The 16186-nt window shown below is 71.5% G+C and carries 16 protein-coding genes and 1 pseudogene; 5 read left to right on the top strand and 12 right to left on the bottom strand.

From position 1 onward, the window contains the following. Nucleotides 1–13: 13 nt before the first annotated feature. The 9 genes from ORI94_RS24975 to ORI94_RS24935 form a co-directional block, all read right to left on the bottom strand. The gene (locus tag ORI94_RS24975; RefSeq protein WP_416237896.1) at nt 14–1510 is read right to left on the bottom strand and encodes a sensor histidine kinase; all 1497 of its coding nucleotides are present in this window, start codon (nt 1508–1510) and stop codon (nt 14–16) included. Between the two features lie 97 nt (nt 1511–1607). Continuing rightward, complete coding sequence (locus ORI94_RS24970) at nt 1608–2495, bottom strand: DUF5936 domain-containing protein (protein WP_266079541.1); 888 nt, start codon at nt 2493–2495, stop codon at nt 1608–1610. Nucleotides 2496–2514: 19 nt separating this feature from the next. Further along, the gene (locus tag ORI94_RS24965; protein ID WP_266079539.1) at nt 2515–3459 is read right to left on the bottom strand and encodes a type II secretion system F family protein; all 945 of its coding nucleotides are present in this window, start codon (nt 3457–3459) and stop codon (nt 2515–2517) included. Between the two features lie 10 nt (nt 3460–3469). After that, complete coding sequence (locus tag ORI94_RS24960; protein ID WP_042175704.1) at nt 3470–4807, bottom strand: CpaF family protein; 1338 nt, start codon at nt 4805–4807, stop codon at nt 3470–3472. Nucleotides 4808–4962: 155 nt separating this feature from the next. Continuing rightward, entirely contained in the window at nt 4963–5361 is a 399-nt protein-coding gene (locus ORI94_RS24955) for a TadE/TadG family type IV pilus assembly protein (RefSeq protein WP_416237890.1), read from the bottom strand. Further along, nucleotides 5362–5694: a pilus assembly protein gene (locus tag ORI94_RS24950; protein WP_266079699.1), complete on the bottom strand. Its 333-nt coding sequence runs from the start codon at nt 5692–5694 to the stop codon at nt 5362–5364. A gap of 158 nt (nt 5695–5852) precedes the next feature. Beyond that, on the bottom strand, nt 5853–7136 hold the full coding sequence (locus ORI94_RS24945) for an AAA family ATPase (RefSeq protein WP_266079533.1): 1284 nt from the start codon (nt 7134–7136) through the stop codon (nt 5853–5855). Nucleotides 7137–7145: 9 nt separating this feature from the next. Continuing rightward, nucleotides 7146–7853 (bottom strand): Flp pilus assembly protein CpaB, encoded by a 708-nt coding sequence (cpaB, locus tag ORI94_RS24940; protein ID WP_266079531.1) that lies wholly within the window; start codon nt 7851–7853, stop codon nt 7146–7148. A gap of 105 nt (nt 7854–7958) precedes the next feature. Beyond that, on the bottom strand, nt 7959–8852 hold the full coding sequence (locus ORI94_RS24935; RefSeq protein ID WP_266079529.1) for a hypothetical protein: 894 nt from the start codon (nt 8850–8852) through the stop codon (nt 7959–7961). 492 nt (nt 8853–9344) lie between these two features. On the opposite strand from ORI94_RS24935, the gene ORI94_RS24930 reads away from it, so the two are divergent. Then, nucleotides 9345–11120, top strand: coding sequence for a chitinase (locus ORI94_RS24930; RefSeq protein ID WP_416237889.1), 1776 nt, complete (start codon nt 9345–9347; stop codon nt 11118–11120). A gap of 94 nt (nt 11121–11214) precedes the next feature. Here ORI94_RS24930 and ORI94_RS24925 read toward each other — a convergent pair whose 3' ends face one another. After that, nucleotides 11215–11811, bottom strand: coding sequence for a hypothetical protein (locus ORI94_RS24925; RefSeq protein WP_266079525.1), 597 nt, complete (start codon nt 11809–11811; stop codon nt 11215–11217). A gap of 173 nt (nt 11812–11984) precedes the next feature. On the opposite strand from ORI94_RS24925, the pseudogene ORI94_RS35605 reads away from it, so the two are divergent. Together ORI94_RS35605 and ORI94_RS24920 are read left to right on the top strand one after the other, a co-directional pair. Further along, nucleotides 11985–12230: pseudogene (locus tag ORI94_RS35605) on the top strand (Scr1 family TA system antitoxin-like transcriptional regulator); the annotation flags it as partial. Between the two features lie 133 nt (nt 12231–12363). Then, nucleotides 12364–12636 (top strand): hypothetical protein, encoded by a 273-nt coding sequence (locus ORI94_RS24920; RefSeq protein ID WP_266079523.1) that lies wholly within the window; start codon nt 12364–12366, stop codon nt 12634–12636. On the opposite strand, the gene ORI94_RS24915 is transcribed toward ORI94_RS24920, so the two are convergent. Continuing rightward, nucleotides 12605–13510, bottom strand: a complete 906-nt coding sequence (locus ORI94_RS24915; RefSeq protein WP_266079697.1) for a helix-turn-helix transcriptional regulator — start codon at nt 13508–13510, stop codon at nt 12605–12607. The two genes, ORI94_RS24920 and ORI94_RS24915, sit on opposite strands and share 32 nt — an antisense overlap. 78 nt (nt 13511–13588) lie before the next feature. On the opposite strand from ORI94_RS24915, the gene ORI94_RS24910 reads away from it, so the two are divergent. Next, nucleotides 13589–14350, top strand: coding sequence for an SDR family oxidoreductase (locus ORI94_RS24910; protein ID WP_266079521.1), 762 nt, complete (start codon nt 13589–13591; stop codon nt 14348–14350). Nucleotides 14351–14473: 123 nt separating this feature from the next. Beyond that, a complete protein-coding gene (locus ORI94_RS24905) occupies nt 14474–14683 on the top strand; it encodes a 4-oxalocrotonate tautomerase family protein (protein WP_266079519.1) in 210 nt (69 codons plus the stop codon). Nucleotides 14684–14718: 35 nt separating this feature from the next. On the opposite strand, the gene ORI94_RS24900 is transcribed toward ORI94_RS24905, so the two are convergent. Further along, nucleotides 14719–16047 carry an Nramp family divalent metal transporter gene (locus ORI94_RS24900; RefSeq protein WP_266079517.1) on the bottom strand — a complete coding sequence of 443 codons (1329 nt, stop codon included), beginning with the start codon at nt 16045–16047 and terminating at the stop codon, nt 14719–14721. Nucleotides 16048–16186: the final 139 nt, after the last annotated feature.

Genomic DNA, 16186 nt, shown 5'->3' with positions numbered 1-16186 from the left:
TGCTTCGTCTGGGTCATCGGGCCGCCTCCGCTGGCGCGCGGGTGCTGGGGCTGGGGCTGGGGCCGGGGCTGGTGAGTGGTCTCGTGGGCGCTGTCGGGAGTTCCAGACGGACCTCCGTGCCTCGGGGGTGGGCGCCTCGGCCGATGCGGATGCGGGCGCCGATCGCCGCCGCACGCTCGACCATGCCGACCAGGCCGAAGTGGCCGTCCCTGCGGAATTGTTCGAGGGTCGTGCCGGGCGGGAGGCCGCGGCCGTCGTCGTGGACGGTGATGCGGAGCAGGCCGTCGTGGACGCCCGCACTCACGGTGACTCGTGTCGGGTGCGCATGGCGGTGGGCGTTCTCCATGGCCTCCGAGACGATGGTGAGCAACTGGCGGGCCACCGTGAACGGGACGGGTACGGGGTGCGGCGGTGTCCCGGCCTCCTCGTCATCGCCTGTCCGGCGGAAGGACACCGGAAGGCCGGTGCGGGCGCTGAAGATGCCTGTGTGGGCTGCCAGTTCGGTGAGGATCTCTTTGCCGCCGCCCTGCCGGACGCCCGCGTCCCCGGGCGTCCCTCCCCGCAGGTCCGACAGGAGTGCGCGGGACTCGGCGGCGGCGCGGCGGGCCGAGCGGGCGACCAGTTCCGCCTGTTGCCGTACTCGCGCCGCGTTCACGGGCCCGGCGCTCGCCGAGTCGGCGAGGCCGTCGGCGGCCAGGGCGACGCCGTACAGGGTCTTCGCCACCGAGTCGTGCATCTCGCGGGCCAGACGGGCGCGTTCCTCGCTGACCGCCTCCGTGGCGGCCAGACGGGCCTGGACCGCCGTCAGGGCCCGGGTGGCCGCGCCGAAGCGGAGCATGAGGTTGCGGAGGCTGGAGCCGACCGCGCCCGTGATGACGCAGAGGCCCGGCAGGAACAGTGTCTCCGTGAGGCCCGCAGGCGGGTCCGCGTCCGCCAGGGCCACGTGGACCAGGAGCAGGATCAGGCCCTGGAGGGAGGCGAACACCGCCGCGCCCCGCCACCCGTAGACCAGGCCCGCGAGGAGCGGGGTGCAGACGCCCGCGTACGCGAGGAGGCTGCCGGGGCCGGCGGAGATGAGGAGCAGGGCGCCGAAGAGGGTGTCCACGGCGAGGAGGGCGGGGTGGCGCAGGAGGAGGGGGCCGAAGCGTTCCCAGTCCCGGACGAGGACGTAGGACGCCATGAAGGTGACCACGACCGCGATGCCGACCAGGCGCACGCCCCAGCCCGGGCCCGCGTTGAGGAGGGCGGCGGGGGCGGCCAGCGCGATCACCGCCAGCCGGAAGCCGAGCACCTGCCGGCACAGGGACTGGAGTGCGTTGATCTGGAGGTCGACGGCCGGGGACCCGAATGCCGGCGTGGACGGAGGTGTGGGCGGGGGTGGAGGTGTGGGCGGGGCGGTCCGGTCCGCCGGGGGCATGCCGGGCCCGGACCGCCGGGTGCGGCACCGGCACAGCAAACCCCTGCGGCCCCTGCGTGCTGAGCGCGGCCTGCGCTCCCCGGTCGTCGCCATCCTGCTGTTCACCGTCCCTCGTCCTTTGTCCTCGTCCTTTGTCCTCGCCTTTTGTCCTCGCCCTTTGTCCTCGTCCTTTGTCCTCGCCCTCGTCCCGCTACTCGCCCGTGATCGAGCCGAAGTCGGTGCCGGAGCCCAGGATCAGGCCCGCGCCGAGGAGGATCATCGTGGCCGGGACCATGAACGTGGTGATCATCATGGTGGCCTTGGGGACCGCGCGGGCCGCCTTGCGGCGGGCGTTCTGCGCGTCCGTGCGGCGCATGTCCTTCGCGAGGGCGACCAGCGTCTCCACGATGGGGGCGCCGAGTTCCTCGCCCTGCTGCAACGCCGTGACGAACATGGCGACCTGCTCGGAGTCGTTGCGTCGGCGCAGTTCGGCGAAGGCCTGGCGGCGGCTCATGCCGAGGTCCATCTGGCGCAGCGTGATGCGCAGCTCGTCCGCCCACGGGCCCTCGTACTTGGTGGCGACCCGGTCCAGGGCCTGCCGGAAGCCGAGGCCCGCGCTGACGACGACGGCGAGGACGTCCAGGAAGTCCGGCAGGGTCCGCTCGATCACGTCCCGGCGGATCCGGATCGCCGACCAGATGCCGACCTCCGTCCAGAACGCGCCGAAGGCGAGCAGCAGCAGGGCGACGAAGAACTGCCCCCGCATGAGGAAGACCAGGAAGCCGAAGCCGCCGAGGAAGCCGTAGACCGCGCGGCGGGCGGCGTAGCGGTCGATGGTGAGGCCGCCCGGGTTGCCCGCGAGGTCGATCCTGCGGCGGTACCGGGCGACCCGCTGGGGGCCCATGAGGCGCAGGACGGCGGGGGCGTACCGCATGCCCATGCGGTCCACGAGCGAGTCCACCGCCCCGGTGCGGGTGGCGCCGACCTCCAGGGCGAGGACCAGGTCGGCGGGGAGTTTCGCGTCGGCGCGGTACATGCGTACGCCGGCGAAGACGCCCCCTACGGCGAGGGCCGCCACCAGCGCCAGCAGAAGTCCCATGTCGCTCACTCCTCCCTCCTCATACGTCGATGCGGGACAGTCGGCGGATCAGGACGAAGCCGACCGCGTACAGGCCGAAGGCGACGATCACGGCGCCCTGGCCGACCGGGGAACCGGTCATGCGTTCCAGGGCGCCGTCCTTCACCCCGTTCATCAGGAACAACGAGCCGACCCCCAGAACGGGGACGGCGTACGACGTCATGCTGACCTGGGAGAGCTGGGTACGGACCTCGCGCCGGGTCTCCTTGCGTTCCTCCAGGGTGTCGGTGAGGTTCCGCAGGGCGCTGACGACCTGGCCGCCCGCCCGGTTGGAGAGAACCAACGTGGTCACCAGGACGACGAGTTCGCGGGATGGGAGGCGTTCGGCCAGCTCGCCCAGCGCCTCGTCCATCGAGGCGCCGAGGGCCAACTGGTTGTCGACCTTGGCGAGTTCCTCGCCGGCCGGCGCCTCCAGCTCCTCCGCCGCCATGCCGATCGCCGTCCGCAGGGCGAGACCGGCCTGGGTGGCGTTGGCCAGGATGCGGGCCAGTTCGGGGAGTTGGTTGATGAACTTCTCGATGCGTTTCTGGCGTTGCCAGTCGAGGAACTGGAACGCCAGCCAGATGCCCAGGATGCCGGCCAGCGGGCCGAAGAACGGGGCGAGGACGGCCTGGCCGGTGAGGAGGAGTCCCAGGGCGAGGGCGACCATGTAGGCGACGAACTCGCCCGGGGTGATGTCCAGGCCGGTCGCCACCAGGCGCAGTTCCAGTTTCCTGCCGAACGCGGTGCGGCGCAGCCTGCGGTCCAGGGTGGGGAAGTGGCGCCGGCGCCCGCCGACCGTGACCTGCCCGGTGTACGCCAGCCGCTCCACCAGCTCCTGCCGCTGAGCCCTGCCCGCGGCGTACGTGTGCACGCCGGCGACCGCGAGGACGCAGGTCAGCAGTGCGATGCCGGTGGTCAGCGTGATCAGGTCCTGCAGATCCATGGCGGCGGTCCTACCTGGCTTCTCGGGTGGTGAGCTGGTCGGGGGAGCGGGCGATGCCGAAGGCCTGCGGTAGGGGCTGGCTCGCCATGTAGAGGCGTTCGGCGGTGCGGCGCGGGAGCGGGTGGTGCTCGTACGAGCCGTGGATGCGGCCGTCGCCTGCCATCGGCTGCGCGTTGAACCGGGCGACCGTGGTCAGCCGGTACGGTTCGCCGCCGTGGCTCTCCAGCAGGGCGATCTCGGTGATGCGGCGGGCGCCGTCGGCGAAGCGGGTGAGCTGGACGACGACGTCGACGGCGCTGTTGATCTGGTCGTGCAGCGCGACGAAGGGGATCTCCACCTCCGACATGGAGGCGAGGGTCTGCAGGCGCATCAGGGCGTCCTCCGCGCTGTTGGCGTGGACGGTGGCGAGCGAACCGTCGTGGCCCGTGGACATCGCCTGGAGCATGTCCAGGGACTCGCCGCCGCGGACCTCCCCGACGACGATCCGGTCGGGGCGCATGCGCAGCGAGTTGCGCACCAGGTCGCGGATGGTGATGCGGCCCTTGCCCTCGACGTTCGGGGGGCGCGCCTCCAGGCGGATCACGTGCGGCTGCTGGAGCTGGAGTTCGGCGGAGTCCTCGATGGTGATGATGCGCTCGCCCTCGGGGATCAGGCCGGAGAGGGCGTTGAGGAGGGTCGTCTTCCCGGTGCCGGTGGCGCCCGAGACGATCACGTTGAAGCGTGCCTGCACCAGGCCCGCCAGCAGGTACAGCATGTGCTCGTCGAGCGAGCCGAGGCCGATCAGCTCGTGGAGGGTGAAGGAGCGCGGGAAGCGGCGGATGGTGAGGGTGGCACCGGTCAGGGACAGCGGCGGGATGATGACGTTGACGCGCTCGCCGGACGGCAGGCGTGCGTCCACCATCGGGTTCGACTCGTCGACCCGGCGGTTGACCGTCGAGACGATGCGTTCGATGGTCTGCATCAGCTGGTCGTGGGAGGCGAAGCGCATCGGCAGCTGCTCGACGCGTCCGCCGCGCTCGACGAAGATCGCGTCGGGGCCGTTGACCATGATCTCCGTGATGGAGGCGTCCTCCAGGAGCGGTTCCAGGATGCCGAGGCCGAGTGCCTCGTCGACGACCCTGCGGATCAGCTGCGAGCGCTCCACGGTCGACAGGACCGGGCCCTCGCGGCTGATGATGTGCCCGAGCACCCGCTCCAGTCTCGCCCGGCGCTCGGCGGCGGCCAGCGAACTCATCTCCGCGAGGTCGATCTCCTCGAGGAGCTTGGCGCGGTAGGAGGCGACCAGATGGCCGTCCTCGCCCCGGCTGCCCTTCTCCTCGGGGGAGTTGATACGTGACCGCAGACTCATGAGTCCGGCGCTCCTCGTTCCTGGTTACGTGGTGAACACCTGGGGGTGGTGGACACCTGGGGGTGGTGGACAGTTGGCTGGTCGGGCGGGTGGACGAGTGGTCGGTCAGGTCAAGTCAGGTCAGGTCAGGTCAGGTCCTGTTCGATCCGTTCCGGTCAGTGGTCGACGGGCATCGTGGCGGTCTTCGTGGCCTGGCCGAAGTCCCAGCCCGGCACGATCGACGGGATGCCGATCGTGGCGGTGACGGTGACCTCGTCGCCGCCCCCGGACGCCCCGCAGTCGGTACGCCCGGCCAGCCAGCCGCTCACCGCCACCGCGCAGGCCGGCCCGGCCGCCTCGTCGAGCGAGGCGCTGCGGGCCCCCGCTCGGGCGGCGGTACCGGCCTGCTGGGCGGTGTACGCGATCAGGCCCAGCTGGACGGCGGCCATGGCGACGATGATCAGGACCGGCAGGAAGCCCAGGTACTCGATCGCCACCTGCCCGCGGTCCCCCGGCCTCCCGGACCCGCCCCGCCGCCGCCTGTGCCCGTACCCGTACCCGTACCCGTACGACATCTAGTCCCCCACCTCCTCCTCCACCGCGCCCGCGTGCCCCCTCACCTCGAAGGGGAAGGTGGCGGTGCCCGGGAAGAGGACGGGGACGCCCAGTGTCACGTCTGCGGTGACATAGCCGCCCCCGGTCGCGCACGTCACCGTCGCCGCCCCCTCCCAGGCACTGGGCAGCTTGTCCAGCCCCGCCGCCTCGCAGGCGCCCTGGCGCGCGCCTGGGTCAGCGGCGATGGCCGCCCGTACCGCCTCGTCCGCAGCATTCCCCGCGAGGGTGAACGTGTATCCCAGCAGCACGAGTTGCCACAGCACCACGAGTGTCACGAGGATCGTCGGGATCATGCCGAGGAACTCGATGGTGACCTGGCCCCGGTCACGGCCCTGGTTGCCGGCGCTGTCACGGCCACGGCCACGGTCATGGTCATGACCATGGCCATGGCCGCCCTCACGGTCACCGTCACGGCCCAGGCAGAAGCGCGGCTCCTCCCCCTTCATCACCGTCATCCCCCTCCGTCCTTGCGCCGCCGGAGGCTCACCGCTCCCCGGTCTCCGCGCAGCCGGTCTCCGCGCTGCCGGTCCCCCCGCAGCCGGCCGGACTTCTGGGCGCCCTCCGGGGCCTTGGCCAGTCCCAGCTCTCCGGCCAGGGTCCACAGCGCCTGCTTCACCGCGCTCCTGTTCTCCAGTTCGTGGACCCGGCCCGCGTCCACGACGGACTGGAGTTCCTTGAAGTTGGCGGGGATCACGGTGGCCGCGACCGCGGTGCCGGTGATCTTCCGGATGAGGGGCGGCTGGATCTCCGTACCCCGGGTGTGGCGGTTGACGACGACCGTGGTCTCCTCCGCCTTGCGGATCTGGAGCCGGTCCCACATCCGTACCGTCCGTTTGGCGCCCCGGACGGAGACGACGTCCGGGGTGGTGACCAGGAGCGCGGTGTCGGCGGTCTCGACGGCGGCCGCGCCGGCCCCGACGAGCTGGGCGCCGGTGTCGACGACCACGACCTCGTACCGGGAGCGCAGGGCGCCGACGATGTGGCGGGCGGCGCGGTCGGTGACGTCCTCACCGCGTTCGCCCTCGCCGGGGGCGAGGAGCAGGGTGAGGCCGGTGTCGTGGCGGAAGACGGCGTCGGCCAGGACGCGCGGCGAGATGTCGGTGATCGTCGCGAGGTCCACGACGGACCGCCGGAACTGGACGTCCAGGAAGGAGGCGACGTCCCCGCTCTGGAGGTCCAGGTCGACCAGGGCGGTGCTGCGGCCGGACGCCTGGGCGGCGAGGGCGAGCTGGATGGCGGTCAGGGTCACGCCCACGCCGCCCTTGGCTCCGCTGACGGTGACGACCGTGCCGCCGACGCCGGTGAGCACGTCGCTGCCGGCTCCGAGATGGCGGCGTACGCCGGAGGACCACTGGGCGACGGCCTGGACGCGGGTGGCGAGTTCCTCGTAGCTGAGCGGCAGGGCGACCAGGCCGCGGGCGCCGTAGTCCATCGCGGCCTGGAAGAGGCCGGGACTGGCGTCGGAGGTGACGAGGACGACGCCGACGGCGGGGAAGCGCAGGGCCACTTCGCGGATCAGTTCCAGCGCGGGGACCGGGCCGATCCGCTCGTGCACGACCACGACCTCGGGCAGTTCGTCGATCGACTCGGCGGCCAGGCGCGCGAGGGTGTCGACGAGCTGGGTGGAGTCGGTCACCGGGACCACCGGTTCGGCGTCCGGGAGCTGGCTGAGCAGCGTGGTGATGGACCGGACGGCGTCCGCGTCACCGACTGCCGGGAGGATCCTCGTGGGCATGCGGGCCTCTCACTTGTCCTTCGCGAGTTCGTACGTACGGTCCTGCTCGGGAACCGTGGTGTCGCCGCCGGGGGCGACGAGCGCGAGCCTGACCCGCTGGGCGAAGGACTCGGCGTAGGTGATGCGCTGGGCGTCGATGGTGGACAGCGCGAAGGTGATGGGGACGGCGTCCGTGGGCTGCCGTCCGCGGTCGTTCCCGTCGGGTTCGAGGGCGGTGATCCGGCCGACGTCGAGGACCTTGGCGTTGGTCACGATGATCTTCGACTGGGCCGGGGCGCCCTCGCGTTCCCCTTCGAAGGTGGCGTAGACGTTGACCGACGAGCCCGGCGTGATCTTTCCGGCGACGCCGGTGGCCGCGTCGATCATGATGGCGACCTCCTGCTGCCCCGGCTGCAGGGCGGGCTGGTTCACGATCATGTCGCTCTGCAGCAGGGAGCCCTCCCGCAGCGTGGTGACGGCGATCTTGCCCCGGATGTCGCCGAGGTCGGTGACCGCGTTCTCCGACAGCCAGCGCTCGGGCATCTCGATCTTCTCGAACTGGCCCGTTCTGAGCGGCGTGTAGGGCGCCACATCGGATTTCAGCCGGTACGCGCCGACCTCGGGGCCGACCTTGGACTCCACGTCGTTGACGACGGAGAGCACGCCGGCGAACGCGGCGAGGGCGCACAGGATCGACAGGAGCAGGAGTATCACGCCGCGGCGCTGACGGGAGTTCATAGACCGTGCAACCTCATTGGGGGATATGGGCCGAGCGGGACGGTGGGAGACCGCGTTTCGTGTGCGGGCGGAACGGTGCGGTGCGGTGCGGGACGGTGTGCCGGGTCAGCTGCCGCGGACGAGGGCTCTGCTGCCGGCGCCGCGGCCGCTGCCGATGCCGCGGGGACTGTCGTGGGCGGGTACGGACGGGGGCGTGGCCGAACAGAACACGCACCGGTCGCCGATGACATCGATGCCGCACCAGTGGCAGACGCCGCGCCGCACGCTCGTGACCAGCTGGTAGAGGACGGAGAGGTCGGGAAGATAGGTGCAGAACTCGATCATCTTGCCGGTCCCCCACCAACGCGGGGACTCGGCGGGCAGCGGCGTTTCGCGCAGCCCCTGCACCTTCCAGGACGGTGCCAGGGTTCCGGTGACCCAGTCGGACTGGAGCTGCCCCTTGGCGACGAGCATCCAGGTGCCGAACTCCGGTCCGTCCAGCGCGGCTTCCGGGCCGAGGCGGACGAGTTGCGGCTGCGGGTGGGCAAGGACGGCGAACTGGCTGCCGGGCACCCACGACCTGGCGTGCTGTTTCAGGTCCACGGGGATCCGGTCGAGCCGGGCGACGGAGCCGAGCAGGGCCCCGGAGTGGATGTAGTGGACCAGCAGCCGGCCGGCCGAGGCGAGCACACCGGGACTGAGGTCGCAGGAGGCGAGCTGTCTCAACTGACGCGCGAGTACGGCGAGTCCGAGCGGGGGCAGGTCGGGACTGAAGAGGGCGATCCGGTCGCTCTCCAGCAGGGAGCGCAGGGTGTGCAGCCGCCGCAGGACGGCGACGGGCGTCGCCCGGGAACAGACCACGATGACGTACCCGTGCTGCTCGATGAGCACCTGGACTTCGGTCAGCGCCTGTTCGAGCGGCAGGGTGGCGATGTCCCGCAGGACCACGGCGGGCAGGGTTCGTTCGTCCTGCGGTGGCAGTGCCAGGTCGGCACTGGTCACGGCAATGGCAGTTGGCACGCGCGGCTCCCCGTTCTCCCCATGCCCCTCGGTCCGCCGGACGTCACTCCGGCACACCCTGATGACTTCGCTGCGTGACTATGCGAGCACTGTAACCACGGCTCTGTGGCTGGAGAACAGCGTTCGTGCAGCTTGCAGGCAACCGGCGTCGCACAAGGTGCGCCAAAACGGGACACGTCGAGCATCTTGCCGGTCTCGGCACGACCCGCGGGGCGGAGATCCCGTGCACCGCCTTGACGTCGACCCCCTGATGCCCGGCCGCCCGGCGGGCCGGGCGCCGGGGCGGCCGTACGCGATCCCGCACCCTCGAATTGGTCTGGACCCATTGACAACCTGATTGGTCTGGACCACCTTGTTGCTCCAACGACGACACCCACTGTCACCCCCACGCCTCTCTCACTTGCCCCTTCTCCCCCCTCGCCCCTCGCCCTTCGCCTCTCGTCTCTCCTTCTCCCCTCCGGGCCCTCCGTGCATCCCCTCTCCCTGTACCCCATGTCCAGCCCCCCTCCCCCACCCCCACAGGAGGCTTCAGTGGACCGCACACCCACCACGACCGACCGCAGAAACAGAGCCGCCCGCCGCCCCGGCCGCCTCTGGGCGGGTGCCCTCGTCTCGGCCCTCGCTCTCACCCTCCCCCTCGCGGGCGCGGGCCAGGCGTCCGCGGCGGACGTGAACAACGCCAGGAACGCCGGTTTCGAGTCGGGCCTGAGCAACTGGACCTGTTCGGCGAACAGCGGCACGACCGTCTCGTCCCCCGTGCACGGCGGCACGGCCGCGCTCAAGGCCACCCCGGCCGGCCAGGACAACGCCCGCTGCACGCAGACCGTCGCGGTGCGGCCCGACTCCACCTACTCCCTGAGCACCTGGGTGCAGGGCGGGTACGCCTACCTGGGCGTGACCGGCACCGGCACGACGGACGTCTCCACCTGGACCCCGGACTCCAGTGCCTGGAAGCAGTTGACGACGAGTTTCCGCACCGGCTCCGCGACCACGTCCGTGACGGTCCACACCCACGGCTGGTACGGGCAGCAGCCCTACTACGCGGACGACCTGTCGGTCTTCGGCCCCGACGGAGGCGGAGGCGACGGCGGCGACCCGGACCCGACCGTCCCCGGCACCCCGAGTGGCCTGAGCGTCTCGGGCACGACGTCGTCGACGGCGTCCCTGAACTGGAACTCCGTCTCCGGAGCGACGGGTTACACCCTCTACCGCAACGGCACGAAGATCACGGCGGTGACGGGCACGTCGGCGACGGTGACCGGCCTCGCCGCCTCCACCTCGTACTCCTTTCAGGTCGCGGCGACCAACGCGGCGGGAGAATCACCCAGGTCGACGGCGGTGACGGCCCGGACGACGGAGGGCGACGACGGTGGCGGCGGCGACCTGCCCCGGCACGCGGTGACCGGTTACTGGCAGAACTTCGACAACGGTGCGGCCGTTCAGCGCATCTCGGACGTCCCGGCCCAGTACGACATCATCGCGGTCGCCTTCGCGGACGCGACGGGCACGCCGGGCGCGGTCACCTTCAACCTGGACTCGGCGGGCCTGAACGGCTACACCGTCGACCGGTTCAAGGCGGACGTGCGGGCGAAGCAGGCGGCCGGGAAGAAGGTCATCATCTCGGTGGGCGGCGAGAAGGGCACCGTCTCGGTGAACGACGCCGCCTCCGCGACGAACTTCGCGGACTCGGTGTACGCCGTGATGCAGGAGTACGGCTTCGACGGCGTCGACATCGACCTGGAGAACGGCCTCAACGCGACCTACATGACGCAGGCACTGCGGTCGCTGTCCGCGAAGGCGGGCCCGGACATGATCCTGACGATGGCCCCGCAGACCATCGACATGCAGTCCACGTCCAACTCCTACTTCCGGACCGCGCTGAACGTGAAGGACATCCTCACGGTCGTCAACATGCAGTACTACAACAGCGGTTCGATGCTGGGCTGCGACGGCAAGGTCTACAGCCAGGGCTCGGTGGACTTCCTGACCGCGCTGGCCTGCATCCAGCTGGAAGGCGGCCTCGACCCGTCCCAGGTGGGCCTCGGCCTCCCGGCCTCCACCCGCGGCGCGGGCAGCGGCTACGTCTCCCCGTCCGTGGTGAACAACGCCCTGGACTGCCTGACCAGGGCCACGAACTGCGGTTCCTTCAAGCCGTCGAAGACCTACCCGGCCCTGCGCGGCGCCATGACCTGGTCCACCAACTGGGACGCCACCGCCGGCAACGCCTGGTCCGACGCGGTGGGACCGCACGTCCACGCCCTGCCGTAACCGGCCCCCCTTGCCTCCCCACCGCCCCGAACACGCCGCCCTGCCCACGACCATGTGGGCAGGGCGGCTGTCGGAGGGTTCCGCACGACGGGTTCTAGCCGTCGACCTCGTACCGGCCGACCTCGAGGAAGTGGCGCAGCGCTTCCGGGGTGTACTCGTCCAGGGCCGCACCCGCCGCCGCACGCAGGGCGTCGCTGGTCCCGGGGTCGGCGAGGATCCTGGCGATGGCCACGGCGTCGTCCTCGAACTGGGCGAGACGGTGACCGGTCTCGAGCCAGGTGCGTATCTCCTCCGCGGTGCCGTGGTCGAGGAGTTCGTTGACTTCTCGGATCACGCGCCTGCCACTGTCGGGATCGGCCAGGAGCCTGGCGACGGCGACGAGGTCGTCCTCGGCCTGGGCGAGGGGATAACCGGTCTCGAGCCAGGCGCGTATCTCCTCCGCGGTGCCGTGGTCGAGGAGTTCGTTGATCTCCTGGGTCACCCGCCTGCCACTGTCGGGATCGGCCAGGATGCGGAGGATCGCGATGTGCAGGTCGTGGATGTCCATCCCGTCGTAGGGGGAGCCCGTGTCCGACGCCGCTGCGACGGCGGTCGGCGGCGGCACGGGGGCGGCGAAGGACGGAGTGGAGAGCAGCAGGGCCGGGGCGAGGGCGCCGGCGGCCACGGTGAGGGTCACGCGGGTCAGTCTCACGGAGTCAACCACCTGGTGTCGTAGGCGCGGAGTACGGCAGGACATCGTTACGGCGAGGACATCGTCCCAGGGGGAGGCGGAGTGGATCACTGCCCGGATCAGGCAGCCTTCACAGGTCGCTCATTGCCTACGGTCCGCCGCCGGGTGGTCGCGGGGCCCGAATCCGCCCCCAGGTGCGCAGAGGCACCCGTGGTGCCGGGAAGTTTTGTCCGGCACCTGGCACCTCTCGCCGACGCCGGCCTCGTCGACGAAGGCGCGTCAGCGGTGGGAGCCGTGCCGGCCGGGGGCCTCCACGGGGGTCGCGCCGGGGCGGGTCCACTGCGGCACGTGGGCGGCTGGAGCACCTGCTCACCATGTCCGGCTTGCCTCATGTGTCCTTGCGGGTCCTTCCCTTCGCGGTCGGCGCCCTTCCTGGCGCGGGCCAGACCGTCGTCTGCGGGAAAGGGCCGGTACGGCGTCTCGACACCGCTCGGATCGACAGCACCCGCGCACGGCCCGCGATTCGTCCGCCACGAAGCACAGGTGTCCGGGTACCGGGCTCAACTCGACCGGATGGAGCAGCACGCCCTGTCGCCCGCGGATTCCCGCGGCTTCCTCCAGGACATCGCCGGCCGACGGCGAGGAGACACCACCGTGCTCGACGTCGTCCGGGAAGAACCGTTCTGCGCCGAGGGGCCGGCTTGCTTCCGCCCCCGGTGCCGATCAGGACGGCAACGGCTGCGTCACCACAGCCGGCTCCGGCGACGCCACCTCACCGACAGCCGGGACGCCCTGCGGCGCATGATCCTCGACATCACGGCGGGGAGGGCCGGCCACCTGCTGTGAAGCCGGTGCCCGCCGGGTCGGCGACGGCCTGGGTGCCGATGACCACGAGCAGGTCGAGGAGGTCGGCGCTGTCGGTGCCGACCGCCGGGGTGAACCAGAGCAGCCGCTGCCGGCCGTCCTCGCTGAAGAGGTGCAGGCAGTTGACCTCGACGGGGCCGAGGACGGGGTGGAGGAGGCGTTTGCGGTCGTCCCGCCGGAACGCGACGTCGTGGTCGGCCCACAGCGCGGCGAACTCGGGGGACGCGTCGAGCAGCGCACCGATCAGCGAGCCGGCCTCGGCGTCCCCCCTGTCCCGCCTGGCAGCGGCCGCGCGCAGGTCGGCGACGAAGGAACGGGACTGGCGGTCGTGATCGGCCTTCGGGTAGAGCTTCCGGGCGGCGGGGTCGGTGAACCACCGGTACACGAAGCTGGCCCGGCGTCCCCGCAGGCCGGACTGGTCCCCGAGGAGCGCCACGGCGAGGGGGTTCTGTACGAGGGTGACGTGCAGGTCGGTGATCACCTGTGCCGGTGTCGTCGTCAGCCGGCCGAGCAGGTCGAGCATGCCGGGGTGCACGTGGGCGGCGGCCCCGCCCTGTACGGGCACCGGCCGGTCCGCGAGGTGGTAGAGGTAGTCGCGCTCGTCGGCGGTCAGGCGCAGCGCCCGTGCCAGCGCGGCGATCATCTGTTCGGACGGCTGGGAGCCGGCTCCGCGTTCGAGCTCGTTGTAGTAGTCCACCGAAGCCCCGGCGAGCTGGGCCACCTCGTCACGGCGCAGCCCCGGCACCCGGCGCCGGGGTCCGGAGGGGAGACCGACGTCCCCGGGGCGGATGCGTGCACGCCGTGAGCGGAGGAAAGCTCCCAGTTCGGTGTACTTCACAGAGCCCATGGCGTCCATTCTGCGCTCGGCCGGGTCGGCGACACAGGGGATGTCGCCCCCTGGTTCCGCCGGCCGTCCGTGCGCATCGTGGAGGACGTGACTACGCACCCCGAAGCATTCGCACCGGCGGCCGACCGGGTTGCCGTCGTGACCGGCGGATCACGCGGCATCGGCCGGGCGGTCTGCCTGAAGCTGGCCCGGGACGGTCTGGCCGTCGTGGTGAACTACGTCGGCGACACGGCCGCCGCCGAGGAGACGGTGAAGGCGATCGCCGCCGCCGGCGGGCGGGCGGTCTCCGTCCGGGCGGACGTGGCGGACGAGCACGCGGTCGCCGCGCTGTTCGACCGGGCGGAGGGCGAGTTCGGCGGCGTGGACGTCGTCGTGAACGCCGCCGGCCGGCTCGCGCTCTCCCCCATCGCCGACCTCGACCTGGCGGTGCTCGACGCCCTGCACCGCACCAACGTCCGCGGCGCCTTCGTGGTCGCCCAGCAGGCCGCACGGCGGTTGCGCGCGGGCGGCTCGTTCGTGGGGTTCTCGACCTCCGTGGTCGGCACGCAGCTCCCCGCCTACGGCGCGTACACGGCGAGCAAGGGCGCCGTCGAGGCGCTCACGCTGACCCTCGCCCGCGAGCTGCGCGGGCGGGACGTCACCGTCAACACGGTCGCCCCCGGGCCCACGGCCACGGACCTGTTCGTCGAAGGCAAGACCCCCGGGCAGATCGACGCGCTCGCCAAGGCCCCGGCGCTGGAGCGGCTCGGCACCCCGGAGGACATCGCCCGGGTGGTCGCCTTCCTCGCCGGCCCGGAGGGCCACTGGGTGAACGGCCAGATCGTGCGGGCCAACGGCGGCCTGGTGTGACGCCGCCGCCGGGCTGAGGCGGCGTCGCGCCAGGCCGCCGGGTGCCTCCGCACCGCAGGCCCGCCGCCACCCCGCGGACAAGCCCTTCCGCACCCACCGATGACGGCTCCAAGGAGAAGACCCATGCCTTTCGCCCACTTCAGGGTGCCCGCGGGCACCCTCACCGCCGAGGACAAGAGGAAGATCGTGGAGCGCACCACCGACCTGTACGCGGAGCTCTACGGCGAGCGCGCCCGCCCCACCACCGTCGTCCTCGTCGACGAGGTCACCGACGGAGGCTGGGGCGTCGCCGGCGACGTCCTCACCGCCGCCGTGCTGAACGGCGGCGCCTGACCCGGGCCGCGACGCCCGGGGCCGGGCCCCGAACGTCAGAAGAACTCCGACCACGGCTGGTCCCAGACCTGCTTGACGCACAGGACCAGGAAGAGGAGGCCCGCGGCGGCGAGCATGCCGTTGCTGAGGGGGCCGTTGCGCCATTCGCGCGGGGTGCGGGTGGAGTTGAGGAGCCAGAGCAGGGTCAGGGCGAGGAAGGGCATGAAGGCGGCGCCCAGGACGCCGTAGATGATGATCAGGCGGAAGGGCTGGCCCTCGAACAGGAGGATCATGGGCGGGAAGGTCAGCCACAGCAGGTAGGCGCGGAACGGCCAGGACTTCTCCGGGCGGCCGGACGCGATGGCCTCGCCCGTCGACTCCTTCGCCTTCTTCCGGCCGCGTGTCACGAAGTCGGCGAACATCAGGCTCACCCCGTGCCACACGCCGATCAGTGACGTGAACGACGTGGCGAAGAAGCCGATCAGGAAGAACGTCGCCGTCGCGGTGCCGTACCTCTCCTCCAGGATGTCGCCCAGCTGCACCAGGCCCTTGTCGCCCTTCTCCAGCGCGAGCCCCGCCGAGTGCAGGAGCTCGGCGCCGACGAAGAGCATCGCGACGACGAAGAGGCCGGTGGTGAGGTACGCGACGCGGTTGTCCAGGCGCATCACCTTCATCCAGCCGGTGTCGGTCCAGCCCTTGGCGTTGACCCAGTAGCCGTACGCGGCCAGCGTGATCGTGCCGCCGACGCCGCCGATCAGACCCAGGGTGTAGAGGACCGAGTCGTTTGCGTCGGGCAGCACCGGGACCAGTCCGGCGAAGGCGTCCCCGAGGTTCGGGGCCACCCTGACCGCCAGGTAGACGGTCACCACGAACATGACGCCCACCAGGACCGTCATGACCTTCTCGAAGACCGCGTACCGGTTGAACCAGACGAAGGCCAGACCCGCCAGGGCGCAGGCGATGCCCCACCCTTCGAGGTCCATCACGTCCGGGAAGAGGGCCTGCAGGGGCAGCGCGCTCGAGGACATCGCCGCCGCCCCGTAGACGAAGCCCCAGATGACGACGTAGACGCCGAAGAAGTACGTCGTCCAGCGGCCCAGGCTCGCCCAGCCGTCGAACAGGGTGCGTCCGGTGGCCAGGTGCCAGCGGCCCGCCGCCTCGGCGAGGGAGATCTTCACCAGGCAGCCGACGACCGCCGCCCAGAGCAGGGTGTAGCCGAAGGCGCTGCCCGCGATGAGGGTGGCGACCAGGTCGCCCGCGCCCACACCGGTCGCGGCGACGACGATTCCGGGGCCGATGTAGCGCCAACCGGACGTACGGGGCTGGTGGCCGGGGGTCTGGGGTGGTGCTCCGGTGTCCTGGGGGTTTCCCGTGGTGTCCGCCATGGAGGCAAGAAAGCTCATGAACACCGGGCGGACAAGAGGGCGTGCGGGGATCTTCACCGGATGCACCTGGTCGAGGGGCGGTCCGGGCGGGGCCGGGACCACACGGACGCAGTCTTGACCTGATCATGTCATGCATCGA

This window comes from Streptomyces sp. NEAU-W12 (genome assembly GCF_026242095.1).
GTDB lineage: Bacteria > Actinomycetota > Actinomycetes > Streptomycetales > Streptomycetaceae > Streptomyces.
Note: the sequence above shows the minus strand (reverse complement) of the source record. Positions and strands in the feature narration are given on the sequence as shown.